The sequence below is a fragment of the Subtercola endophyticus genome (assembly GCF_021044565.1).
Taxonomy (GTDB): Bacteria; Actinomycetota; Actinomycetes; order Actinomycetales; family Microbacteriaceae; genus Subtercola; species Subtercola endophyticus.
Window position 1 is genome coordinate 2850765 of the sequence record NZ_CP087997.1, and the last position, 22901, is coordinate 2873665.

A 22901-nucleotide genomic window follows, 5' to 3' on the forward strand; every position below is an offset into this window, starting at 1 on the left:
CCGGCAACACGCGGCGAGACGACACGATTGCTACATGCCCGATTCGCTCACCGTCGGAAGACGGATTCGCCAGCTGCGCTCAGACCGCGGCCTCACCCTCGACGCCCTCGGCTCGGCGATCGGCCGCGCCGCCTCGCAGGTCTCCGTGGTCGAGAACGGCAAGCGCGAACTGAAGCTCGGCGAGATGCAGCGCTTCGCCGACGCTCTCAACGTGACCGTCGAGCAACTGCTCAGCGAAGAGGCTCCGAGCGAACGGGTCGCACTCGAGATCGCGCTCACGCGCATCCAGCAAGGCCAGCTCTACTCCTCGCTCGGCCTGCCCGCCGTGCCGCCCCGCAAGACCCTCAGCGACGAGGCGATCAAGACGATTCTCGGGCTGCACGCTGAGCTCGAACGGATGCACGGCGAACGCATCGCGACCCCCGAAGAGGCCAGGCGGGCGAACACGGTGCTGCGCGCCCAGATGCGCAGACGCGGCAACTACTTCGCCGAACTCGAGAGCACCGCCAAAGACCTGCTCGCCGCCGTGGGGCATCGCGGCGGGCCGCTCTCGCAGCGCGTCGCCTCCGATCTGGCTTCGCACCTCGGCTTCAGCCTGCACTACGTGGCAGATCTGCCGGGGTCGACGCGGTCGATCACCGACCTCGCGAACGGGCGCATCTATGTGCCGCGTGGGCAGAACCCCGACGCCGACCCCCGCACCGTGCTTCTGCAGGCCCTCTCCAGCCACGTGCTCGGCCACGACACCCCCACCGACTACGCCGAGTTCTTGAGGCAGCGGGTGGAGACGAACTATCTCGCGGGTGCGCTGCTCATCCCCGAACACACCGCGGTGGAATTCTTGACCGCCGCGAAGGCGCAGCGTGAACTGAGCGTCGAAGACCTTCGTGACGCGTTCGGCACGACCTACGAGACCGCCGCCCATCGGTTCACCAACCTGGCGACGCAGCACCTGGGCATTCCGGTGCATTTCTTGAAGGTGCACGAATCGGGCTCGGTCGTGAAGGCTTACGAGAACGACGACGTCGCTCTGCCGACGGATGCCCTGGGCAGCGTCGAGGGCATGACAGTGTGCCGCTACTGGAGTGCCCGGCAGGTGTTCGACGCCGAAGACCGCTTCAGCCCGTACCACCAGTACACGGACAAGCCGACGGGTACGTACTGGTGCACCTCGCGCATCCAGTCGTCTTCTCGCGGGCACTTCTCGATCAGCGTGGGTACCGCCTTCGCCGAGGCGCGCTGGTTTCGCGGGCGCGACACCACGACCCGGTTCACGTCGACCTGCCCCGATGAGTCGTGCTGCCGCAAGCCGCCGACAACGCTGTCGCGCAAGTGGCAGAGCCACGCCTGGCCGAGTGCCAAGCTGAACTCGTCGCTGCTGGCGGCGCTGCCGACCGGCAGCTTCGCCGGGGTCGACAACACCGAGGTGTTCGAGTTTCTCGAGCGGCACGCGCCGTCCGAGTCTTGAACCACGGCGAACCCTGAGGTCACCTAGCGGTTTCTGGCCTCGCCGACCGACGTCGCGAGCCTCGGCGGCAAAGTGCGCGCCGGGCGCGTGGGGCGTCGTCGACTCGCCGACGACGGGCAGAAATGGAGGCTCCATTCGAGCCAGAGACCTGCGTTATTCGCCGTTTCTCACTTTCTCGCGTTTTTCGGCGGCAACGACCCCCCTCTGATCAGGCATTTACTTTTCATGCGCAGCCCGAAACATGAGGCGACCTGCGTAATAGGCGCTTAATTGGCAGGATACGGCGAGGAAACCGGCGGCAGCTTCACTGAGGTCATCCCTAGCACCCGATCTCTTCGACCTCTTGGAGTCCGCATGAAACTTCCGAAACTCGCCGCGGGCCTTGCGCTGGCCGCCGGCGTGACGCTCGTTCTGGCGGCGTGTACGCCGGCAACCGGCGGCACCTCGGCCGCAAGCACCTCGACAGCCGATCTCACAGCCGCGCAGACGGCCTGCGTCGCGGCCGTGAAGGCAGATGTCACCGCCGCCTCGGCCGACACGGCGCTGGTCGCGCCCACCGCACCTCTTGACCTCAGCGCCCTCTCGGGCAAGACCGTGTGGTTCATCACGGTCACCATGAACCAATTCTCGACCGACATGGCCACCGGCGTGCAGGCCGCTGCGGATGCCGCCGGCGTGAAGCTCACCACCTATGACGGCCAAGGCCAGGCCAACCGCTTCAACGAGGGCATCGAACAGGCTGTCGCCCAGGGCGCCGGAGGAATCATTCTGGTGGGCATCGACCCGTCAGTCGTGAGCGCCTCACTCGCCGATGCGGCAGCCGCGGGAATCCCGGTTCAGAACAACCTCAACGGTGACCCCTCCGACGCGGTACCGACCGGCATGTACGACAACCTGACCTCCGACTTCACAAAAGACGGTGAGACCGAGGCCAAGTGGGCACTGATCGACTCGGGCTGCAAGGCCGACATGGTGTCGCTGTACTCGAGTTCGGTCGCGGTCTGGCAGAAGATGTTCGACGGCGCGCAGTCGGTGTTCACGAAGTACTGTGCAACCGACTGCAAGCTGACCGGCCTGAACGTCGACATTGCCAACGTGTCGACCGACATCGGCAGCCAGCTGGGCACGGCACTTCAGAAAGACCAGAACGTCGACTATGTCTACCCGGTGTGGGACAGCGCGGTACCGTTCGTCTCTCCGGTGCTCGCCGCAGCGAATTCGAAAGCCAAGATCATGAGCCGCGACGGCCTGCAGGTCAACCTCGATGCGATTGTCGCCGGCACCCAGACGATGACCGTAGCGATGCCACCGACCGCCTGGATCGGCTGGGCGGCATTCGATGACGTCGCACGCAAGATGACGGGCGCGGCCTCACAGAACTACGTGATTCCGACCCGGCTCATCGACCCCTCGAACATCGGTGACGGCACGGCTGCCACCCTGTTCCCGAACTACACCGGCTACGAGTCGGCGTTCACCACCGCCTGGGGCAAGTAGCCGCCTACCCACGGTCGGCACCCCCCGTGGCCGGGATGCTCAAGCTCGAGCATCCCGGCCCACCTCCACCTAGCATCCGTTTCACTACATCGTCGCCGCACAGCCGAACTCCCCCTTTCGATTGTGTGAGAAATGAGCAGCCAGTATGAGCACCTCGACTTCGACTCCACCCGCCACGTCTACCTCGGCGCCAAGCCCGCAAACACCACTCACCCACGATTTCACGTCGGCCACGAAGTCGCGGTTCTCTGCCGCAGCCTTCACCGAACGCTGGGCTCTCGTCGGCGGACTCATTGTGCTCGTCATCGCCTGCATCATCATCTTTCCGCAGTTTCGAACGGCCTCGCTGTTCACCACGATGATCAACGCCCAGTCGCTGGTGCTGCTGCTCGGCCTCACGGCGACAGTGATACTGCGGCTCGGCGATTTTGATCTCTCGATCGCTCAGACCATGGTGGCCACTGGCGCGATCGTCGCGCAGCTGTGCAAGCTGGGTGTGCCGATTCCCGTCGCAATTGCCTCTGGCTTGGCCCTCGGCGTCGTGGTCGGGCTGGTGAACGCCTTGCTCGTGGTGCGGGTCGGGGTCGACTCGTTCATTGCCACCCTGGGATCGTTCACCGCGCTTGCCGGCCTGTCGTATCTGATCACCAATAGCCGCATCATCTCAGGCATTCCCGACGGCTTCATCAACTTCGCCCGTTCACAGATTCTCGGCATCCCGATGATCACCTGGTACGCGTGGATTCTCGTCATCGTGCTCTGGTACGTCTACCAGCGCACTCCGCTGGGCCGGTACTCGCTGTTCATCGGCGGAAATCGCAATGCGGCACGGCTCTCAGGTATTCCGGTCAACCGCATTCGGGCTGGCGCCTACGTTCTCTCGGGGTTGCTCGCCTCGTTCATCGGCATCTGCTTCATCGGTTACTTCGGCGCGGTCGACCCGAGTGTCGGCGGTCAGTACATGCTGCAGCCGTTCGCTGCCGCCTTCCTCGGCGCGACCACCATCGCGGTCGGGCGTTTCAACGCCTTCGGCACCGTGGCGGCGCTCTACTTGCTGACCGTCGGTATCACCGCGTTGCAGTTGCTCGGCGGCCAGACCTGGGTGTCGAACGTGTTCTACGGCGTCGCGCTCATGGTGGCGGTCACCGCGGCGAAGCTCGCCGGCAACCGTCGCGGTGGAGGGCAGGCCAAGTGAGCGAGACGCTTGCCCCGTCGAGCGTCGCCGAGCCGACGACTCGCATCGCCCTCTCGGTTCAGAACCTCACTAAGTCGTACGGCGGAGCGGTCGCACTCGAAGACGTCTCGCTGACGGTCAACTCGGGCGAGGTGCACGCACTGCTCGGCCAGAACGGCTGCGGAAAGAGCACGCTCATCAAGTGCCTGACGGGGGTCGAGGTTCCCGACGGGGGCCACGTCGACGTCTTCGGCGAAACGCTTGTCATGCCCACGATCGATCCGCACACGAGAGGTATTGCGGTCATCCATCAAGACATCGGACTCGTCGAGTCGATGACGGTGCTCGAGAATCTCGGCATCAATGCCCGGTACGGCACTCGGCTGCTCGCACCGGTGAATGTCAAGAAAGAGAAGGCGATCTACGCAGAACTCATGCACCGACTGGGCGTGCAGTTCGACCTGGATGCCGAGGTCTCGACCCTGAGCCCCGCCGAACGTGCTCTCTTGGCCGTTGCCCGGGCGATGCGCCTGATGGATGGCGAGAGCAGCGAGCAGCTCTTCATTCTCGACGAGCCCACGGCGGCGCTGTCGAAGCCCGAAGCGGCTCGTCTGCTGGCCCTGATGCGGCGGGTCGCCGATCTCGGGGCCGGGGTGATCTTCGTGAGCCATCGACTCTCTGAGGTCATGGAGGTCTGTGACCGCGCCACCGTCATGCGTGCGGGGCGAGACATCGTCGATGTGGCCGTCGCCGAGACCACTCGGTCTGAACTCGTGGCCCACATGCTCGGCCGCCGAATGGATGATTTCTTTCCCGAGCCACCGCACTTCAGCGGGGGCCCGACTCGGCTGGCCGTCACCGAGCTGAGCGGCGAACGCGTTTCGAAAGTGAGTTTCGAAGCGCGAGGTGGCGAAGTGCTCGGCATCACCGGGCTCGCCGGAATGGGGCAGGAGGAACTGCCGTTCTTGCTCTGCGGCGAAGAGCGCAGTCGAGGCGGCAACGTCAGCGTCGACGGCGTTCCCGCGAACTTCAGCTCACCCACAGCCGCTATTCAGGCCGGCGTGGCGCTGGTTCCCGGCAACCGGCTGCGCGACGGCATCTGGATCGCCGGCACCGCAGAAGAGAACGTCACACTGCCCGTCATCGGCACGTTCTCGCGCTTCTTCAACATCAGCACATCGGATGTTCGGCGGCGCGCAGGCGAACTGATGCAGCGAGTCGACGTTCAGCCGAATCGGCCCGACTACGTTCTGGCGTCGTTCAGTGGCGGAAACCAGCAGAAGATCGTCTTCGCGAAGTGGCTGCAACTGCACCCCGGGGTGCTGCTGCTCGACGAGCCGACCCAGGGCGTCGACCCCGGGGCGGCGAAGGCGTTGCTCGGTGACGCGATGGCTGCGGCTGCAGAGGGAAGCGCGGTGGTGGTCTTCTCTGGCGACCACGAACAGCTCGCGGCGATCTGCCACCGCGTGATCGTGCTGCACCACGGCCAGGTCATCGCCGAGCTCGAACGCGGGCCCGCACTGACCGAGCACGCACTGCTCGAGGCTTGCGAAGCGGGCCCCTCCGAGGTGTCGATTGCCGCCTGACCTCACGACAGAACACCCGCACGATTCAGAAACACGTAAGGAAACATCATGACTGCAGCTCCGTTTCGCCTCGGCTGGTTCGGTAACCTGACCGCCCCCGAATGGAAATCCGCCTACCGCGGAAACGACCCGCTGACCTGGTTCGACGGCTCGTTTCACATCGACATGGTTCGAAATCTCGAACGGGCCGGATTCGATTTCATCATGCTCGAAGATTCGCTCATGGTGCCCGACATCTACCAGGGCACGGCCGAGATCGAGCTGAAGCACGCTCGCTACGCACCGAAAATGGATCCGGTGGTCGCCGCGGCCATGCTGGCGCGTGTCACGTCGAAGATGGGCATCATTGCGACAGCCTCGACGACCTTCTACCACCCCTATCAACTGGCCCGGCAGTTCGCCACCATAAACAACCTCAGCGGCGGCCGAGTGGGCTGGAACGTCGTCACCTCGAGCGAAGACCGCGCGGCGCAGAACTACGGCATGGCGAAGCTGCCCGAACACGACCTGCGGTACGACATGGCTGAGGAGTTCATGGCCGCCACAAAGGCGCTGTGGGGTTCGTGGCAAGACGGCGCCATCCTGGCCGATGCTGAGAGCGGCTACTACAGCGACTACACGAAAGTGCAGCCCGTCGACTTCGCCGGTGAGTACTACAGCACCCGCGGCCCGTTGAACCTGCCACCCGGACCCAACGGGCGGCCGGTCATCTGCCAGGCCGGTGGATCACCGCGCGGCCGCGACTTCGCGGCCGCGCACGCCGACGTGATCTTGACCATTCCGCACGGCGCTGCCGGAGCGAAAGAGTACCGCGACGACATCCGGCGCCGCGCCGCGTCGTTCGGCCGCAACCCCGACGACGTGAAGGTCTTCTCGGTGGTGTACCCGATCGTGGGCGAGAGTAAACGCGAGGCCGAGGAGAAGAACGAGGCCTGGTACGCGCGCAAACAGCACAACTTCGAGGTGCAGATGACGCACTTCGCGGCCACCATGGAGATCGATTTCTCGCCGTTCGACCCTGACCAGCCCATTCCCGACGACGTGTCGACCAACGGGCACCAGAGCCAGCTCGCCATCTGGCGTTCACAGCTGGGAGGCAAGACGATTCGCGAAGGCTTCAGCGGCATGCGCGTGCAGACAGAAGAAATGGTGGGAACGCCCGACGCCATCGCGAGCCAGATGGACGAGTTCATGCAAGAGGTCGGCGGTGACGGTTTTCTCATCTACGGTCAGCCGATCAGTCGTCAATTCGTGGCCGAGATGACCGATGGCGTCGCACCGGCGCTTCAGCGGCGTGGACTCATGCGCACCGACTATGCCCACGACACGCTGCTCGAGAACCTGCACTCCTTCGCATGATGAGGCGCAGCTATATCGACACGAGTGGCGGCCAGGTGCATGCCCGCGAGTGGGGTGACGGCAGCGAGCTCGTGCTCCTGCTGCATCAGACGGCAGCCTCGTCGGCGATGTTCGAGCTCTTCGCTGCCGAGCTCGAACAAGCCGCGATCGGTCACGCGTACCGGTTTCTGGCGATCGATACGCCCGGTTTCGGAGAATCCTTTGTGCCGGCAGACGCCTATTCGCTCGCCGAGTGGGCCGATACGGTACTCGAGGTCGCCACGGCACAGCGTGCCCACTCGTTTCACGTTCTCGGGCATCACACCGGGGCGGCAATCGCAGCCACCGTCGCCGCCACGGCGCCCGACCGAGTGACCAGTCTGGCGATGATCGGGGCGCTCGGCCTGCTGCCAGACGAGCGTGAGCGCTGGAGCGACTCGGTGCACGGCATGCTGCTCGACGAGCACGGGTCGCACCTCCTGACCGCCTGGCAGCAGGTCGCAACGATTGACGGTGACCCGCTCGCCTTCCCGCCGAGCCTCGAATTGCGACAGCGTGAAGTGGTCGACAAACTGAAGGCCGGTGTGCGCTGGCACGAGGCCTACCTGACCGTCTTCACCACCGACGTGCTTGGCACTCTGGCCCAGACGAGCTGTCCCGCCGTGCTGTTCAGCGGTACGGCCGATGTACTGCACCCCTACGTCGAGGCCACCCTGCAGGCGAGACCGGGCATCGACTATGTCGAGCTCGCGGCCGGGGCATACGTTCTCGACCAGCAGCCCGCGCTGGTGGCTAAGCCGTACATCGAGTTTCTCGCGAGCGTCTCAGCGGGGGTGCTCGCATGACCGCCCCCGACGCAGGCGCACTCTCGAACCCGTCGTCCGAGCGGTCGGCGCGCCGGCCCCTCATTCTGTGGCAGGCCGAGCCAGACCCCGTCGCAACCCAGCTCAAGACGATTGTCGCGCTCGACGCGGCCGGGGTGGATGCCGTACTGCTGCCAAGCGTGTCGCCGGCGTCCCCCGACCCGATTCTGGTCGCGGGCGCCGCGAGTCGACGCGCCCCCGCGATCGGGCTCGTGCCGATGCTCTCGCCGTGGATACAGCCTCCCTTCCACACCGCCCGCGCCCTCGGCACCCTCGACGCACTGACGAGCGGCCGAGCCGGCTGGTTCGTCGTGGCAGGGCCCTCGACCTTTGTATCAACGGATGACACTCCACGTTGGAATGCCTCGCTGGTGACAGACGCTGGCGAACTCGACAGCGCGACCCGCGACTATCTCGAAGCGGTCTTCGCGCTCTGGAACTCATGGCAGCCGGGTGCGCTCATCGCCGACGTCGAATCCGGTCAGTACGTCGACCCGGCCCGGGTGCATGTCACCGACTACCACGGCGACTTCTTCGACGTTCGTGGGCCGCTGAACATGCCTCGGCCGCCACAGGGCAGGCCCACGGTCATCGCCCGTTTCATGGCAGGCTCTGCGGCATCCACGAAAGCCGACGTCGCCGTGGTCGACGACGAAGCCGATGTCGTCGAGGCACGGGGCTCTGCGCCGATCGTTCTGCTCGAACTCTCGGGCGAGCGGGCGGCCGAACCCGTCGCGAGCTCGGCCGACGGTTACCTCATCTCGGGCATCTCTAGCGCCGCAAACGGCTCCCTCTTCGGCGAGGTGCTCTACTCGGTGCTGCCCGGGCTCGTCTCGCATACCCCGTCGGTTCCCCTGCTGCGAGACCGCTTCGCTCTCGACGCCGCTCGCTTCGCCTGGTCGGCACCGAGCCCGACCGTCGACCCCACTTCTTCTCTGCTCTCGAAAGGACTGCGATGACCGACGCGGCTGCACAGCGCATGATCCTCGGCTGGTTCGTGAACTACATGCCCACGGCGTGGAACCGCCCCTGGGCCGGATCCGACCTCACGGGGTGGACCGATGGGGAGTTCTACGTCGACATGGCGAGAGCGCTCGAGCGGGCATCCGTCGACCTGATCATGCTCGAAGACTCGAGTGTTGTTCCCGAGAATTTCGGGGGAACCACCGAGGCCGAGTTCAAGGCGACGGTGAAAGCGCCCAAACACGACCCGCTGCCCCTCGCGGCCGCCATTTCGCAGGCGACCGAAAAGCTCGGCATCGTCACCACGATGAGCACGAGCCTGTACCCGCCGCACCGTCTCGCGCAGCTTCAATCGACGCTCGACCAGCTCAGCGGCGGGCGCGCGGGGTGGAACATCGTGACCTCTTTCGAAGATCTCGCCGCCCAGAACGTCGGGCTCTCGTCGCTCTGGGAGCATGACGAGCGGTACGTTCGAGCCGACGAGTACCTCCGCCTGGTCGAGTCGTTCTGGAACGGCGGCACGTCGGGCTCGGGCGCGGTGTCGTTCGACGGCAAATATTTCGGTGCGCAGTCGCCTGCAGCGCCGACGCCGGTACAGCGCCGACCCGTGCTCTGCCAGGCGGGCGGCTCTTCATCTGGCATGGATTTCGCCGCCAAGTGGGCCGATCTGATCGTCTCGGTGCCGGTGGGCATCGACGCGATGAAGGCCTACCGCGACGGAATTCGCTCTCGCCTCGAAGCCGACGGTACCGACCCAGACGGCTGCAAAGTGCTCTACATGGTCACTCCTATTCTCGGCGAGACCGACGCCGAGGCCGAAGACAAAGAAGCCCGCATGTACTCGCCAGACGGCGACAACTTTCTGCGCCGACTGGTTCAGCTCTCGAACATCTCTGAGATCGACTTCGCCCAGTACGATCTCGACGCACCGATACCCGAAGACGCGACAACCAACGGCGCGCAGAGCATTCTCGAGTCTCTGAAGAAGGCAACGCGAGGCTCCTCACTGCGAGCGGCCATGGCAGGAAACGGCGAGTCGACCTCGCTTCGGCTCGTCGGCTCGGTGCAGTCGGTGGCCGATCAGATGGAAGCAGCGATCGGCGAGGTCGGCGGTGACGGCTTTCTGCTCTTCCACGGCGGAGGCGGCCTCATCAGCAGGCGTTACCTCGATGAGGTGCTCGACGGACTCGTGCCCGAACTGCAGCGACGCGGGCTCTCGCAGACCGGCTACGGCGACGGGACCTTCGGCGAACGCCTCGCCTCGGCGAACACGCGTGCAGCCTCGGCCAAGACGATTTCAGCGAGCATCTCATGATCCATCTCGGCTGGTTTCTCGGCAACGGTTTCGGTATTCAACCGTGGAATGAGAAGGGAGGCGATGGCCCGTGGGTCGGCTCGAACGTGACCGACTGGATGAAGCCCGACATCTACGTCGACCTCGCCACCTCGATGGAGCGCGCGGGCTTCGACTACATTCTCATCGAAGACACTGCGATGGTCGAAGACAGCTATCACGGCACAGCAGAGACGTCGTTGCGCCGCGGATTCATGGCCCCGAAGAACGACCCGATGCCGCTCGTGCCGCTCATGACGCAGCGCACCAAACACATCGGAATCATTCCGACGGCCTCGGTCATCCAATACCCGCCGTACCTCGCGGCGCGGCTCTTCACAACGCTCGACCACCTCACCGAAGGCCGCGTCGGGCTGAATGTGGTGACCAGCGTCACCGATCGGGTCGCCCAGAACTACGGGTACGCCGAACACTTCGAGCACGACGAGCGCTACCGCATGGCACAAGAGTGGGTCGAAGTGGTTCAGCAGCTGCAGGGCACCTGGGCTCCGGATGCTGTGCTCGCCGATCTCGAAAATGGAGTGTACGCCGACCACACCAAGGTGCAGCCCATCGACTTCGTCGGAAAGTACTTCTCGTCGCGGGGCCCGCTGAACACCATTCCCGGGCCGCAGGGTCGCACCCCCATCGCCTCGGCCGGCGGATCACCCGCGGGCCGCGACCTCGCGGCTCGCTACGACGACACCATGATGTCGTTGTGCAAGTCGGTCGAAGAGATGAAAGAGTACCGCCTCGACATGCGCCGCCGGGTCGCCGCGTACGGTCGTGACCCCGACGCGGTGAAGTTCCTCTTTCTCGTCACACCCGTCATCGCCGAGACAGACGCCGAGGCGCAGCAGAAGAAGAAGCACATTCTCGCCTCGAAGGCCAGCGACGCCTCGATCGAGTACAACCTGTGGAACATGTCGTACACCAGCGGCGGTCGCATCGATTTCGGAGCGATCGACCCCGACACGCTCATCCGTGACATCGACTTCAGTCGGCAGAACGGCGAGAACAGCTCCGTCGCTGCGATCTTTCAGAATTCGGCCGACAAGACGCTTCGCCAGGTCGTCGCCAGTTCGTTCCAGATCACCGATCTCGGGCTCGTCGGCAGCCCCGACACCGTGGCGGCGAAGATGGGCGACATCATGGACGAAGTCGCCGGAGACGGGTTTCTGTTCTACCTGCCGACCACCCGGCGCAACATGGCGGAGGTCGCCGATGGCCTCGCGCCTGCTCTGCGCCGCCGCGGCCTCATTCGCGACGGCTACTCCGGAACGACACTGCGCGAGAACCTGCTCGAGAACTGAACCGGCCCGGTTCACGCCGCACCCATCGCCCAGAGGCCAGGAGCCCGTCATGAAATGTGGAGTCTTTCTCCCCACCACCAACAACGGCTACATCTACAGCGTCAACTCACCGCAGTACATGCCGACGTACGCACTCAACCGGCAGATCACGGTCGATGCCGAGAAATACGGCTACGAGTTCGCCCTGTCGATGGTGAAGTACCGCGGATTCGGCGGCGAGACCGAGTTCTGGAACTACGCCGTCGAGTCGACCGTGCTCATGGCTGCTCTGGTCGAGGCCACCAGCACGCTCAAGCTCTGGGCGTCGGTGGGCATTCTCTCGTCGAACCCCGCCATGATCGCCCGCTCGGTCGCGACACTCGACGACGCCTCGAACGGGCGCTTCGGGGTGAACATCGTGGCGGGCTGGAACCGGTACGAGTACGAGCAGATGGGCATGTGGCCCTCGGAGGAGTACTACAAAGACCGTTACGCCTACAGCGGCGAATACGTCGAGATTCTGCGGAATCTGTGGCAGACGGGTCGACTCACCCACCACGGCCGGTTCTTCGATCTCGACGACTGCGTCGTGCTCCCGACACCCGAACACCACATCACCGTCGTCATGCCCGGGCAGTCCGCCGCCAGCCTCGACACGGCCGCCGCCTACGCCGACGTGAATTTCATTCTCGGCCCGCTCGACGAGCTGAAGTCGGCTCGGGATGCACTGCTCGAGCGCCTCGCGGTGAACGGCCGCACGTGCAAGAGCGCGGTGCTGCTCGGAATCATCATGGCCGAGACCGACGAAGAGGCCGTCGCCGAAGCTCGGCACTACATGGCAGGTGTCGACCTCGGTGCCCAAGCCGGCATTCTCGCGGCCGCGAGCAACGACCGCACCGGAACCGCGGCCGGGGTGGGGCTCGCGCGGCAGAGCGAGGCGCCCGAGGTCGTGTTCGAGCATCTGGAGCGCGCAGCGTTCTTGCAGGGAACGTGCTGGTACGCCCCGCACATCGTCGGCTCGTACGCGCGGATTGCGGCATACCTCGACGCGCTCGATCGTGAAGCCGGCATCAGCCTGGCTGCCCTGACCTTCGCCGACTACACCGTCGATGTCGCGCGATTCGCTGAAAACGTCGTTCCGCTCATGCAGACAACACCGCCGCGCTCCCGCAATTGACAGGTTGTCGTCACACGGCTGAAATGCGCGGTTGTTAGTCTGGGCAAGAAGAGAGACCCGCCATGACAAGCACCCTGAGGAGTGAGATGGCCGTGCCTAACACTTCGCCAAGCGCCACTGGCACAAGCAATCAGACCAGGCGCGCCTACGATCAGGTCAAGGTGCTGATTCGTTCGGGTGAGATCGTCGAGAACGAGAAAATCCTCGAAGACTCGCTCATCAGGTCGCTCGGAATCACGCGCACGGCAGTGCGCGAGGCCCTTCAGCTTCTGGCCGCCGAAGGGCGAGTGAGTAGACAACGGCGCGCGGGCACGCTGGTCAACACCGCAGTGCTGCAGATTCCGGTCGATGACATCATGCCGTGGAAGGCGTCATCACGGCTCTCGATTGAGCGCACCGACTATCGCACGGTCGTCAATACGCCGACCATCGCCGAGCATCTGAACATCGACGACGAATACGTCGGACTCGTCGAGCATTGCTTCATGAACGGCACCGAAGCATTCGGTGTGCGCATCGCCTATTTTCGCCGCATCTACGAGCAGCCCGCGAGCTGGCTGCACTTTCCGTCGCTCGCCGAGGCGTTCGAATTCGTCTACGGTTCGCCCCTCACCGAGATCCGCACCGTCGTCGATGCGACGGCCTGCGACAGCGCGACGGCGAAGCTGCTCGGTATCGCCACCGGGTCACCGATGCTCGTGCTCGAGCAGGTTCTGGTCGACGGGCGCGGGCTGGCGCAGGAGTACACGTTCTCGTATTACCGCGCCGACAGCGTGACTTTTCCGTTGGCGCCGGTTCGACTCTGAACTCTCTGTGCCGCGCAGCACTTGAGGTTTCATCACCAAACAGCGTAGTCTCGCGTCGTGATGATGCGAAGAAGGCTTCTGGGCATTCGGCCGGTGTGTACAGCATTCTGGGGTGCTCTCGCAGCCGCAGCCCTGGTGAGTTCTCTGCTACTTCACCCCGTCGGCGCCGCCAACGCCGATGAGCCCACCGCCGCGTCGCACACGCTGACCAGCATCGAGCTTCCGCCGAGCGGCGGCTCCCCGAGCGGTATCGCGAGCGATCCGCTCTCCCACACGCTTTTCATAGCCGAAGGCACCTCCGTTCTGGCCGTCGACGAACTGACCGGAGCCTCGACCCGTTTCGGCGAAGGTGTGGGCGGGGGTCTCTACCACCTCGCGGTCGACCCGGCACTGCACGAGGTGTTCGTCAGCCGAGAAGACGACTATGAGGGTCGCTGGGTGCTGGTCTTCACCGAATCCACTCTCAGCCTCATCGCGACCATCCCGGTGACGGGCAACAACATTGCAGCGATTGCGGTCGATAATCCACGTCACAGCATTGTGGTCGTGGGTCAGGGGCTCGGGGCAGCCGGAGCAGCGACGTTCATCGACGAGCGAACGAACGCCGTACTCGCGTCGATCGCCGTCGGCGGTGAACCGGATGCGGTCGCCGTCGACGACGTCGCCGGCACTATCTACGTTGCCAACGGGAGCGACGATACGGTTTCGATCGTCGATGCCGTGAGCCGGTCGGTGCTGTGCTCTCTGCCGATCGGAACAGATCCGATCGGCATCGCGGCCGACCCCGTGCGCCATCGCGCCTACGTCTCCGACTCCCGGGCGTCATCGGTCGCGGTCGTCGCCTCGACGAGAAACCCGGCCAGCGGGGTTGTCAGCTTCGAGGTGGTTTCGCACGTCGCGATCGACGGATCGCCGTGGGGAGTCGCCATCGATTCGAGCGCCGGGCTGGCCTATGTTGCCTCGTCGAGCTCGGGTAAGGCTGCGATCGTGAGCGAAAGCGGGGGTGCTGCGACGTCGGTCGGCGAGTACATCGGCCCGATAGCGTCGAACCCGCAACACGTGGCCGTCGACGAATCGCTGCACTCCGCCTTCGTCGTCAGCCTGAACAGCCTCACCGTTTCGGTGATCTCACCCACGCTGGTGCTCGCTCCGCCGCGCGGCTGCGACGTATCGTGGTGCGCCTGAAATCGACGTTCGGGCCTGAGTCTGCGGTGTACACCCGTCAGACGGTTCATCGTGCAGCGCAACTGAGCATTTGTGCGAGTTTTGTTAGCAACAAGGTGACACCCTCGTAACATCTTTGTATCAATCGGGGGCTTTACTAGAAGACGGGGCCCCCGCAACGGGGCACAACGCACAGTCGATACCTCGCGATCACCAGCGGAGTTGATCGCACCACACGGAAGGCTACCGATGTCGCAGCAATCTAGCGGAGTGAGCCACTTGTCGAGTCCGAAGGCAGTGTTCGCCGAAGACCGGCCGCACACCATGCGCGCGGCCGTCATCGACCACACGGGGGCTCCCGAGGTTCTGCACGTGTCAGAGGTTCCGCTGCCTGTTCGCATCAACGCCGAGGTGCTGGTGAAGGTGGCGGGGGCCGGCATCAACCCCCTCGACGCGAAAACCCGGGCCGGGCGAGGGGTAGCGGCGGCGATTCCCGGGTATCCGTTCATCCTCGGTCAAGATTTCAGTGGAGTCGTGGTCGAGTCTCCGTACGAGGGGCACTTTCTAAAGCCGGGTGATGAGGTGTATGGAATGCTCAGCACCCCTCGCGGGCAAGGATCGTACGCCGAATTCGTCTCGGCACCGAGCATGCAGCTATGCAAGAAGCCCGGGCGCCTTTCACTCATCGAAGCCGCGGGAGTGCCGCTCGCCGCGCTCACCGCCTGGGGCATGGTCGTCGACGTCGCCAAGGCGCACGAAGGGCAGCGCATTCTGATCCACGCGGCATCCGGCGGTGTCGGGCACTTCGCGGTGCAGTTCGCGTCGTACTTCGGTGCCTACGTCATCGCCACCGCGTCGCCCCGCAATGCGAGTTGGCTGCGCGAGTTGGGGGCATCCGAGGTCATCGACTACACCGCAAAACGATTCGAAGACGAGGTGTCGAACGTCGATGTGGTCATCGACCTCATCGGCAACACGCACGACGACACCGGCACCCGCTCGCTGCAGGTCATCAGGCCTGGCGGACTGCTGGTCAACGGGCCGACCGGCAGCTGGCCGACCGTGATCGATGACGCGCACGCCGTCGGATTGCGTGCCACAACCTACAAGGTCTCGCCCGACGCCGCGACGCTCACCATCATCACCCGGCTCATCAACTCGGGCGACGTCATCGTGCACATCGACGAGGTCTTCGAACTGGCGAATGCGGCCGACGCCCACACCGCCCTCGAATCCGGTCACACCCGCGGAAAGCTCGTGCTCAACCTCGCCGACCAGGTCTGACCCCGCGCACCCCACCTCGGCGAAAGACGCCGGTTGAGCCGAGAGACGCCGTACGGGCGCCATCTCTCGTCGCTAGGGAGTCCTCTCGCCATCCCGAAGGGTTAGAGCAGGCGCTCGCGCACGAAGTCAGACTCGAGGCGTGAACCGAGCTGGAACGTCTTGGCGCCGACCACGGCGAATCCATTCTTCTCGTAGAACCGGTTCGCACGGGCGTTCTCGTCGTTGACGCCGAGCCAGACTCCGGATGCGCCCGCCGCCCGCGCCGCCTCGACCGAGCGCGCCATAAGCTCTGCGGCAACGCCGCTGCCGTGGTGGCCGGCGAAAACGTACATCTTGCTGAGCTCGGCGGTCGGCCTCACCGTGATCGCCGCAGCCACATCGGGGTCGGCCGGCTCGCCCAGGATGACCATGGTGTAGCCGACCGGCACACCGTCGTTCTCGGCCAGGAAGAGCATGCGGTTCTCGTCGGCGAGGTAACCCGCGAAGCGCTCTTCGCTGAGCTGGGTCGTGATGAAACTCGTGATGTCGGCGACCGGGGCATCGTCGGGGCATGCGAACGCGAAGGTGGCAGCGGCGATGAGGGCGAGGCGGGCTGAGTCGGCCGGCTCGGCCTGGCGATAGAGTACAGTCACCTCGAAATAGTAGTTCACTCAGGTGCGCGCGCCACTGAGCGATACTCGGCTACGATGCTGCCCATGGCTCCCACCCTGATGAACCGGTTGTTCGGCAGCGGCAAGCTGCCGGAATCCGTGCTCCGTGAACTCGGCGACGCCGTCGTTCTGGCGAGACAGGAGGGCATTCGAGTCTCGGCACGCGGCTCGTACCGTGTGCCGGGCCGTCGACAGGGCGCCGGGGTACAGCTGCACGCCGGGGCCTTCGTCATCACAGCGTCGCGAGTGATTGCGACCATCGGCAAGGCGACGGTGATCGACCTGCCCTTCGCTGCCGCGACGCCGGGCGGGGCAGCGACCGTCGCTTTCGCCGAAACCGGAGTCACCCTGAAGTTCGATGTCGGGCGCACTACTCCGAACGGAGACGGCGACGCCGAGATCAGCTTCCGTGGCGAGATTCCCGCGACGGTTCTTGCGGGCATCCCGAGCGCGCTCGACATGACGCCGAACCCCACCGGTGCCGAGCAACTGCTGCGCTGGGTCTAGCCGTCTCAGCGGAACGCGCGACAGCGACGGTTTCGGACGAGATGAGCCGCCGCGGCTGTCGCGCTCGTCCGAATGGGTCGCTCTCGACGCCGACCGTCGTCGCGGGGGCGTCGCGGGGGCGCAAAAAAGGGGGGGCCGCCGAAGCGGACCCCCCCTATTGAACCAGCGACTACGCCAAGGCGTTCACGTCGACCGGGATGCCCGGGCCGAACGTGGTCGAAACGGTGCCCTTGGTGATGTAGCGACCCTTCGACGAAGACGGCTTCTGGCGCACGATCTCGTCGAGCGCAGCGGCGACGTTCTCACGCAGCTGGTCGGGCGAGAAGCTCGCCTTGCCGGCAACGAAGTGCACGTTGCTGTGCTTGTCGACGCGGAACTCGATCTTGCCACCCTTGATCTCGGTGACAGCCTTCGCCACGTCGGGGGTGACGGTGCCGGTCTTCGGGTTGGGCATGAGGCCACGCGGGCCGAGCACCTTTCCGAGACGACCGACCTTGCCCATGAGCTCGGGGGTCGAGACGGCGGAGTCGAACGAGGTGTAGCCGCCGGCCACCTTCTCGATCAGCTCGTCGCCACCGACCTCGTCGGCGCCGGCAGCGATGGCTGCCTCGGCCGCGGGGCCCGTTGCGAACACGATGACGCGCGCGGTCTTGCCGGTGCCGTGCGGAAGAATGACGGTGCCGCGAACCATCTGGTCTGCCTTGCGGGGGTCGACGCCGAGCTTGAGGGCGACCTCAACGGTGCTGTCGAAGTTGGCAGAGCCGGTCTCTTTAGCGAGAACGACGGCCTCTGCGGCGGTGTAGAGCTTGCCCTCTTCGATCTTCGAAGCGGCGGCGCGGTATGCCTTTGATTTCTGTGCCATGAGAGCCTCCTACGCCTCGACCGTGATGCCCATGGAACGGGCGGTGCCAGCGATGATCTTCGAGGCGGCCTCGAGGTCGTTCGCGTTGAGGTCGACGAGCTTCGCCTGAGCGATCTCGCGAACCTGCTCTTTGGTGAGCTTCGCAACCTTGACGGTGTGCGGAGTGCCGGAGCCCTTGGCAACGCCGGCTGCCTTCTTGATGAGCTCTGCTGCGGGCGGGGTCTTCAGGATGAACGTGAACGAACGGTCTTCGTACACAGTGATCTCAACCGGAATGACGTTGCCACGCTGGTCTTCTGTCGCAGCGTTGTACGCCTTGCAGAACTCCATGATGTTCACGCCGTGCTGACCCAGCGCAGGCCCGATGGGCGGTGCGGGGTTGGCGGCGCCGGCCTTGATCTGAAGCTTGATCAGACCCGTGACCTTCTTCTTCGGTGCCATTATTTTCTCTTCTCTTTCGTGCCGCCTCAATGGGCCGCGCTCCCGCGACAGGGCTTCTCCCCGCAGCGGTGGTGTGATGTCACCCGAGGGCAACCTATACATCTTAGCCGATAGGTTCAGTCGACCGCCACCACAGTGTCGTACAGGCCTACGCGCGCTCTTCTCTAACGAGACGCGCTCGATCTCAGTCTATTTCGTCAGAAGTGTGTCGATAATGGTACAGTATTGCCACGGAGGAGATGATGTGAGCTACCGGCGTGACTTGTGGGAGATAGCTGCGTCGCGAAACGGTGTAGTCACTTTGGCTGAGGCGGATGAAGCGGGAATTCCCGCCGTCGACGTGCGAAAGCTTGCCTCGCGCGGAGCACTTCGTGCATATGGCCAGGGCGTCTACACACATCGCGAAGTGCCGACCACGGCGTTGACGGAGCCAACCCTTGCCGTCGCCCTCGCTGGGGAAGGTGCATTTCTCCACCGCGAATCGGTATTCGAACTGCTTGAGCTCGGTCAGTTCAACCCGCCGAAGGTGCGCGTAGGCACGCGCCGGCGGGTGCGTCGTGCTCTGCCAGAGTGGTTGGAGTTGGAGAACCGGCCCGACATCTCCGATGCCGATCTCGCCCGTTATCAGGGCATCCCCGCGACGACCATCCGGCGCGCTCTCGAGGATATGCAGCAGCGGATGCCCACCGATCGGTGGAACTCGCTGATCGACGAAACGCTGCGACGCGAGCTAATCGACGATCAAGACGCGGCCAGACACAAGAGGGCGTCAGCATGAGCGACGTTTTACCTCCGCTCAACGTGACCCAACTCAACGAACGAGTGATGCAGGTCGCCGCCGAGCTTGGCATTCCGGTCTCGCGCGCACGGGTGATGCTGTGCACACTCATCGTGTCGCAGATGCTCCCCGAGGCGGTTGCGATCAAGGGTGGCATGGGAATCAAGCTGCGGTTCGGAGAGCGCGGCACGCGCGCTACAGCAGACCTCGACGTGTCAACCCGCACCCGCGGAGCAGAATTCGAAGGACCATTCAGCGCGCGCCTGGCCGAAGGATGGGGATCAGTTCCGCCGTCGAAGGGCCAGAAACGTCGTGACCCGGAATCGCCCGATCGGGTTGCGTTCACGGCGACGTTACGCGCGGTAAAGCGGCACGATCCCGGGTTGACGCGACCCGAGTACGTCATGCACCCCTACCGGGTATCGATCGAGTTTCTCGGCAATGCCTGGGCGGCGCTCGACGTGGAAGTATCCGATCCCGAGATCGACGCGCAGTCGCACAGCCGAAAACAGATCGATGGAGAACTCGTGCAATTCGGCGCCCACTTCGGGTTCGGCGAGCTGAATCCCGTCGAGTTGGTCGATCTGGAGTATCAGATCGCGCAAAAACTCCATGCTGTCACTGATCCCGCCTACGTGCGAGCGCACGACCTGGTCGACCTGCAATTACTTTGGAACGCCGGCGCCGACATCAGTAAGTTGCAGAGACTCTGCGTGCGCACCTTCGACTGGCGGAGCCAGCAGCCTTGGCCACCGCTCCCGCTACGCTCGATGGACGGTTGGGCTCTCGCGTATGCTGACGCGCGCGCGGAAACGGTGGTCGACGGACAGAACCTTGTGCTACCCGACATTCCGGCGGCGCGCGAATGGCTTGGCCGAGTCATCGACAGAATCGTCGCGCGACCGGTCAAATCCTAACGAACAATGCGCCCCGGTGCGCCGACGTGCGTACAGTCGCGCCGTCCCACGGAAACGAGGCGGCGCGACATCGACCTACAGCTTGGTGACTTGGTCGAAGCTGAGCTCGACCGGCGTCTCACGCTCGAAGAGGGAGACGAGCACCGTGAGCTTGCCGCTCTCGGGCTTGATCTCGCTGATGGTACCCGGCAGGCCCGCGAACGAGCCCTCTTTGATGGTGATGGTCTCGCCGATCTCGAAGTCGATCTCTGCGGGAATGGAGCGCGATACGGCCTTGCCGCCCTTGCCGCCGGCGTTCTTGGCGACGGGCGCCTCAACGATCTCGACGAGGCTCTTCAGCATGTTGAAGGCCTCTTCGAAACGCAGCGGCGTCGGGTTGTGCGAGTTGCCCACGAAGCCGGTCACACCGGGGGTGTGCCGAACGACAGACCAGCTGTCTTCGTTCAGGTCCATGCGAACGAGCACGTAGCCGGGGATGCGAACGCGGGTGACGAGCTTGCGCTGGCCGTTCTTGATCTCGACGACGTCTTCCATCGGAACCTCGACCTGGTAGACGTAGTCCTCCATGCCCATGGAACTCTTGCGGCTCTCGATGTTCTGCTTCACGCGCTTCTCGAAGCCGGCGTACGAGTGGATGACGTACCACTTGCCAGGCTGAAAGCGCAGTTCGGCGCGGAAGGCTTCGTAAGGGTCGACCTCGGCCTCTTCGGCGAGCTCGGCCTCCAGCTCGACTTCGCCTGCGTCATCAGCCGACACGACGGAATCGGAGATGAAGTCGTCGTCTTCGGCGTCGGTCTCGGGGCCGTCGATCTCTTCTTCGTCTTCGATCGCTTCAAGGGCGGCCTCGGTGTCGAGGGCGTCGCCCGACTCGAGGGCCTCGTTCACCTCGTTGTCGGCCTCGAGGTCGTCGAAAGCAACTGCGTCGTCATCACCTGGGTCATTAGCAAGCCCTGCATCGATGAAGTGCTCGTCGTTCGTTCCGCCGTCGATGGCACGCAGAAGTGCATCGAGATCGCTCGGAGACTCGATCTCGATGTTGTCGCCCTCTTGAGCCTCTTCAACTTCGCTCGACTGCTCTTGCGCAGCCCCGAGGTCGAGATCGTCATGGTTTGACTTAGCCACTAAATACGTTCCATTTCTTGAGTAATAAGCGTGAATGGAACCCTACGAACCGATGGGAGCGGTTCCCGGATCACCGAACACGAAGACGGCTGCCCAGCTGAACAGCCAGTCGAGGCCGCCCACCAGCGCCATCATGATGACGACGAACACGAGCACGACCAGCGTGTAGCTGATGAGTTCTTTTGTCGTCGGCGTGACGACTTTTTTCAGTTCTGTAAAAACCTGCCTGATGAAAAGCACGATTCGAGAGAAAGGGTTGCGCCGGGCATCCCTGTCGCTTTTGGCGCGTTCGACGACAGCCTCACTGGGTTCGTCGACTATCTTTCGTGCCACCGTCAGTACCTTTCACAAGCGATCGAAAAGAGCAAACACCCTCTTCGACGTGCAGGGCGGACAGGACTCGAACCTGCAACCTGCGGTTTTGGAGACCGCTGCTCTACCAATTGAGCCACCACCCTATGGAAGCGAAATCACCGCGCTTCAGCAGAGCCACCGATACACTCGTAACCCTGCGAGCCCTTGAAAATGGGCACAAAAAAGCATGGCAGATTTCAACTACCTGCACCTAGTGTAAGTCACATCGAAGACGACCGCAAAGAGAGCACCAGATGAAAACGAACGCCTTCCGAATCGGCTTCATCGCAACCCTCGGCGGATTGCTCGCCATTCTGCTCGGCCTCGCCCTCTCATCGATCGCCACGATCTTGGTCTACCTGGCCGCGGCCTTGTTCATCGCACTCGGGCTCGACCCCATCGTGCGCCTGCTCGAGCGCCGCGGCCTGAAAAGGATGCTCGCGATCACGATTGTGTTCGTGCTGTTCATCGCACTCATCATCGGCGTGCTGTTTCTCGTGGTTCCGGTCGTGATCAAAGAGGGCACCGCCCTGGTGACCGGTCTGCCAGAAACCCTCTCGAACATGGCCGCACAACCCTGGTTCATCTCCCTCAACTCCGCCCTGGGCGGAACGATGAACCTCTCTGCCGCCTCGACCGCACTGCAGAAGTTCTTGAGCGACCCCAACAACCTGGCCTCGCTGGGCGGCGGACTATTGAAGGTGGGCGGCGACGTGATCGGGGGCATCTTCGGCGGCATCACCATCGTGATTCTGTCGCTGTTCTTTCTCGGCTCACTCGATGCCTCGAAGAGCGCCCTCTACATGCTGGTTCCCGCCTCGAAGCGCGCCGGCGTGGTCTCGATCACCGACCAGATCGTGAATTCGGTCGGCAAGTACGTCATCGGCCAGGTCATTCTCGCCGCCTCGAACGGCATTCTCGGCTTCATCGCCATGACGCTGATCGGGGTGCCGTTCGCCGGCGTACTCGCGGTGGTCGCGTTCCTGCTCGCCCTGATTCCCCTGGTGGGCACCGTGATCAGCGCCATTCTGGTGACGGCCGTCGGGCTCACCCAGTCGCCCGGCACGGCGATCGCCATCGCGATCTACTTTCTCATTTACATGCAGGTCGAGGCGTACGTGTTCAGCCCGCGGGTGATGAGCAAGGCAGTGGATGTTCCGGGCATCCTGGTGGTCATCGGCGCCCTGGTCGGCGGCACCCTGCTCGGCATTCTCGGGGCGCTGGTCGCCGTTCCCGTCACCGCCTCGATTCTCATCATCGTGAAACAGGTGATCGTGCCACGACAACAGGCGCGATAGGCGAGCGCAGCGGGCTACGTTGGAGAG

Annotated in this window: 22 protein-coding genes, 1 tRNA gene and 1 pseudogene; 18 read left to right on the forward strand and 6 right to left on the reverse strand. The window is 64.2% G+C overall.

The features are described 5' to 3' along the window. The first annotated feature begins 34 nt into the window (after positions 1-34). The 13 genes from LQ955_RS13120 to LQ955_RS13180 all read left to right on the forward strand — a co-directional run bounded on the left by LQ955_RS13120 (position 35) and on the right by LQ955_RS13180 (position 15945). Positions 35-1468, forward strand: coding sequence for a helix-turn-helix transcriptional regulator (locus LQ955_RS13120; protein WP_231024960.1), 1434 nt, complete (start codon positions 35-37; stop codon positions 1466-1468). A gap of 354 nt (positions 1469-1822) precedes the next feature. Beyond that, positions 1823-2965 (forward strand): sugar ABC transporter substrate-binding protein, encoded by a 1143-nt coding sequence (locus LQ955_RS13125; protein ID WP_231024961.1) that lies wholly within the window; start codon positions 1823-1825, stop codon positions 2963-2965. Between the two features lie 145 nt (positions 2966-3110). Further along, positions 3111-4160: an ABC transporter permease gene (locus tag LQ955_RS13130; protein WP_231024962.1), complete on the forward strand. Its 1050-nt coding sequence runs from the start codon at positions 3111-3113 to the stop codon at positions 4158-4160. Continuing rightward, the gene (locus LQ955_RS13135) at positions 4157-5725 is read left to right on the forward strand and encodes a sugar ABC transporter ATP-binding protein (RefSeq protein WP_231024963.1); all 1569 of its coding nucleotides are present in this window, start codon (positions 4157-4159) and stop codon (positions 5723-5725) included. Before LQ955_RS13130 ends, LQ955_RS13135 begins: the two co-directional genes overlap by 4 nt. A 48-nt stretch (positions 5726-5773) precedes the next feature. Next, positions 5774-7084 (forward strand): NtaA/DmoA family FMN-dependent monooxygenase, encoded by a 1311-nt coding sequence (locus LQ955_RS13140; RefSeq protein WP_231024964.1) that lies wholly within the window; start codon positions 5774-5776, stop codon positions 7082-7084. Further along, the gene (locus LQ955_RS13145) at positions 7081-7908 is read left to right on the forward strand and encodes an alpha/beta fold hydrolase (RefSeq protein ID WP_231024965.1); all 828 of its coding nucleotides are present in this window, start codon (positions 7081-7083) and stop codon (positions 7906-7908) included. Before LQ955_RS13140 ends, LQ955_RS13145 begins: the two co-directional genes overlap by 4 nt. Then, a complete protein-coding gene (locus LQ955_RS13150; RefSeq protein WP_231024966.1) occupies positions 7905-8885 on the forward strand; it encodes an LLM class flavin-dependent oxidoreductase in 981 nt (326 codons plus the stop codon). The genes LQ955_RS13145 and LQ955_RS13150 overlap by 4 nt, the downstream gene beginning before the upstream one ends. Further along, positions 8882-10204 carry an LLM class flavin-dependent oxidoreductase gene (locus tag LQ955_RS13155; protein WP_231024967.1) on the forward strand — a complete coding sequence of 441 codons (1323 nt, stop codon included), beginning with the start codon at positions 8882-8884 and terminating at the stop codon, positions 10202-10204. Before LQ955_RS13150 ends, LQ955_RS13155 begins: the two co-directional genes overlap by 4 nt. Further along, entirely contained in the window at positions 10201-11535 is a 1335-nt protein-coding gene (locus LQ955_RS13160; RefSeq protein WP_231024968.1) for an NtaA/DmoA family FMN-dependent monooxygenase, read from the forward strand. Before LQ955_RS13155 ends, LQ955_RS13160 begins: the two co-directional genes overlap by 4 nt. Before the next feature lie 49 nt (positions 11536-11584). Then, positions 11585-12691: an LLM class flavin-dependent oxidoreductase gene (locus tag LQ955_RS13165; RefSeq protein ID WP_231024969.1), complete on the forward strand. Its 1107-nt coding sequence runs from the start codon at positions 11585-11587 to the stop codon at positions 12689-12691. A 92-nt stretch (positions 12692-12783) separates the two neighbouring features. Beyond that, the gene (locus tag LQ955_RS13170; protein ID WP_231024970.1) at positions 12784-13497 is read left to right on the forward strand and encodes a GntR family transcriptional regulator; all 714 of its coding nucleotides are present in this window, start codon (positions 12784-12786) and stop codon (positions 13495-13497) included. Between the two features lie 135 nt (positions 13498-13632). Then, positions 13633-14682 (forward strand): YncE family protein, encoded by a 1050-nt coding sequence (locus LQ955_RS13175; protein WP_231024971.1) that lies wholly within the window; start codon positions 13633-13635, stop codon positions 14680-14682. Positions 14683-14910: 228 nt separating this feature from the next. Further along, positions 14911-15945, forward strand: a complete 1035-nt coding sequence (locus LQ955_RS13180; RefSeq protein ID WP_313788352.1) for an NADP-dependent oxidoreductase — start codon at positions 14911-14913, stop codon at positions 15943-15945. A gap of 101 nt (positions 15946-16046) precedes the next feature. On the opposite strand, the gene LQ955_RS13185 is transcribed toward LQ955_RS13180, so the two are convergent. Further along, a complete protein-coding gene (locus LQ955_RS13185; protein WP_231024972.1) occupies positions 16047-16577 on the reverse strand; it encodes a GNAT family N-acetyltransferase in 531 nt (176 codons plus the stop codon). Between the two features lie 63 nt (positions 16578-16640). On the opposite strand from LQ955_RS13185, the gene LQ955_RS13190 reads away from it, so the two are divergent. Continuing rightward, a complete protein-coding gene (locus LQ955_RS13190) occupies positions 16641-17102 on the forward strand; it encodes a hypothetical protein (RefSeq protein WP_231024973.1) in 462 nt (153 codons plus the stop codon). Between the two features lie 169 nt (positions 17103-17271). Here the strand turns inward: LQ955_RS13190 and rplA are convergent, their stop codons facing one another. Further along, positions 17272-17964, reverse strand: a complete 693-nt coding sequence (rplA, locus tag LQ955_RS13195; protein WP_231024974.1) for a 50S ribosomal protein L1 — start codon at positions 17962-17964, stop codon at positions 17272-17274. A gap of 9 nt (positions 17965-17973) precedes the next feature. Next, a complete protein-coding gene (gene rplK / locus LQ955_RS13200; RefSeq protein ID WP_231024975.1) occupies positions 17974-18405 on the reverse strand; it encodes a 50S ribosomal protein L11 in 432 nt (143 codons plus the stop codon). Between the two features lie 214 nt (positions 18406-18619). Here rplK and LQ955_RS20240 point away from each other — a divergent pair. The 3 genes and pseudogenes from LQ955_RS20240 to LQ955_RS13210 all read left to right on the forward strand — a co-directional run. Beyond that, positions 18620-18787: pseudogene (locus LQ955_RS20240) on the forward strand (type IV toxin-antitoxin system AbiEi family antitoxin domain-containing protein); the annotation flags it as partial. 24 nt (positions 18788-18811) lie between these two features. Continuing rightward, complete coding sequence (locus LQ955_RS13205; protein WP_231024976.1) at positions 18812-19183, forward strand: hypothetical protein; 372 nt, start codon at positions 18812-18814, stop codon at positions 19181-19183. Then, a complete protein-coding gene (locus LQ955_RS13210; protein WP_231024977.1) occupies positions 19180-20100 on the forward strand; it encodes a nucleotidyl transferase AbiEii/AbiGii toxin family protein in 921 nt (306 codons plus the stop codon). The genes LQ955_RS13205 and LQ955_RS13210 overlap by 4 nt, the downstream gene beginning before the upstream one ends. A 75-nt stretch (positions 20101-20175) precedes the next feature. Here LQ955_RS13210 and nusG read toward each other — a convergent pair whose 3' ends face one another. From nusG to LQ955_RS13225, 3 genes are all read right to left on the reverse strand, one after another. Continuing rightward, entirely contained in the window at positions 20176-21222 is a 1047-nt protein-coding gene (gene nusG, locus LQ955_RS13215; RefSeq protein ID WP_231024978.1) for a transcription termination/antitermination protein NusG, read from the reverse strand. A gap of 42 nt (positions 21223-21264) precedes the next feature. Continuing rightward, on the reverse strand, positions 21265-21555 hold the full coding sequence (gene secE / locus LQ955_RS13220; RefSeq protein WP_231024979.1) for a preprotein translocase subunit SecE: 291 nt from the start codon (positions 21553-21555) through the stop codon (positions 21265-21267). Between the two features lie 52 nt (positions 21556-21607). Beyond that, a tRNA-Trp gene (locus tag LQ955_RS13225) sits at positions 21608-21680 on the reverse strand. A gap of 150 nt (positions 21681-21830) precedes the next feature. On the opposite strand from LQ955_RS13225, the gene LQ955_RS13230 reads away from it, so the two are divergent. Then, on the forward strand, positions 21831-22874 hold the full coding sequence (locus tag LQ955_RS13230; RefSeq protein ID WP_231024980.1) for an AI-2E family transporter: 1044 nt from the start codon (positions 21831-21833) through the stop codon (positions 22872-22874). Positions 22875-22901 lie beyond the last annotated feature (27 nt).

What these genes read in the sequence shown, in the direction of transcription:
- LQ955_RS13120 (WP_231024960.1), top strand. Translation starts at nt 35, where the DNA reads ATGCCCGATTCGCTCACCGTCGGAAGACGGATTCGCCAGCTGCGCTCA.
- LQ955_RS13125 (WP_231024961.1), top strand. Translation starts at nt 1,823, where the DNA reads ATGAAACTTCCGAAACTCGCCGCGGGCCTTGCGCTGGCCGCCGGCGTG.
- LQ955_RS13130 (WP_231024962.1), top strand. Translation starts at nt 3,111, where the DNA reads ATGAGCACCTCGACTTCGACTCCACCCGCCACGTCTACCTCGGCGCCA.
- LQ955_RS13140 (WP_231024964.1), top strand. Translation starts at nt 5,774, where the DNA reads ATGACTGCAGCTCCGTTTCGCCTCGGCTGGTTCGGTAACCTGACCGCC.
- LQ955_RS13145 (WP_231024965.1), top strand. Translation starts at nt 7,081, where the DNA reads ATGATGAGGCGCAGCTATATCGACACGAGTGGCGGCCAGGTGCATGCC.
- LQ955_RS13150 (WP_231024966.1), top strand. Translation starts at nt 7,905, where the DNA reads ATGACCGCCCCCGACGCAGGCGCACTCTCGAACCCGTCGTCCGAGCGG.
- LQ955_RS13155 (WP_231024967.1), top strand. Translation starts at nt 8,882, where the DNA reads ATGACCGACGCGGCTGCACAGCGCATGATCCTCGGCTGGTTCGTGAAC.
- LQ955_RS13160 (WP_231024968.1), top strand. Translation starts at nt 10,201, where the DNA reads ATGATCCATCTCGGCTGGTTTCTCGGCAACGGTTTCGGTATTCAACCG.
- LQ955_RS13165 (WP_231024969.1), top strand. Translation starts at nt 11,585, where the DNA reads ATGAAATGTGGAGTCTTTCTCCCCACCACCAACAACGGCTACATCTAC.
- LQ955_RS13180 (WP_313788352.1), top strand. Translation starts at nt 14,911, where the DNA reads ATGTCGCAGCAATCTAGCGGAGTGAGCCACTTGTCGAGTCCGAAGGCA.
- LQ955_RS13190 (WP_231024973.1), top strand. Translation starts at nt 16,641, where the DNA reads ATGGCTCCCACCCTGATGAACCGGTTGTTCGGCAGCGGCAAGCTGCCG.
- rplA (WP_231024974.1), bottom strand. Translation starts at nt 17,964, where the DNA reads ATGGCACAGAAATCAAAGGCATACCGCGCCGCCGCTTCGAAGATCGAA.
- rplK (WP_231024975.1), bottom strand. Translation starts at nt 18,405, where the DNA reads ATGGCACCGAAGAAGAAGGTCACGGGTCTGATCAAGCTTCAGATCAAG.
- LQ955_RS13210 (WP_231024977.1), top strand. Translation starts at nt 19,180, where the DNA reads ATGAGCGACGTTTTACCTCCGCTCAACGTGACCCAACTCAACGAACGA.
- LQ955_RS13230 (WP_231024980.1), top strand. Translation starts at nt 21,831, where the DNA reads ATGAAAACGAACGCCTTCCGAATCGGCTTCATCGCAACCCTCGGCGGA.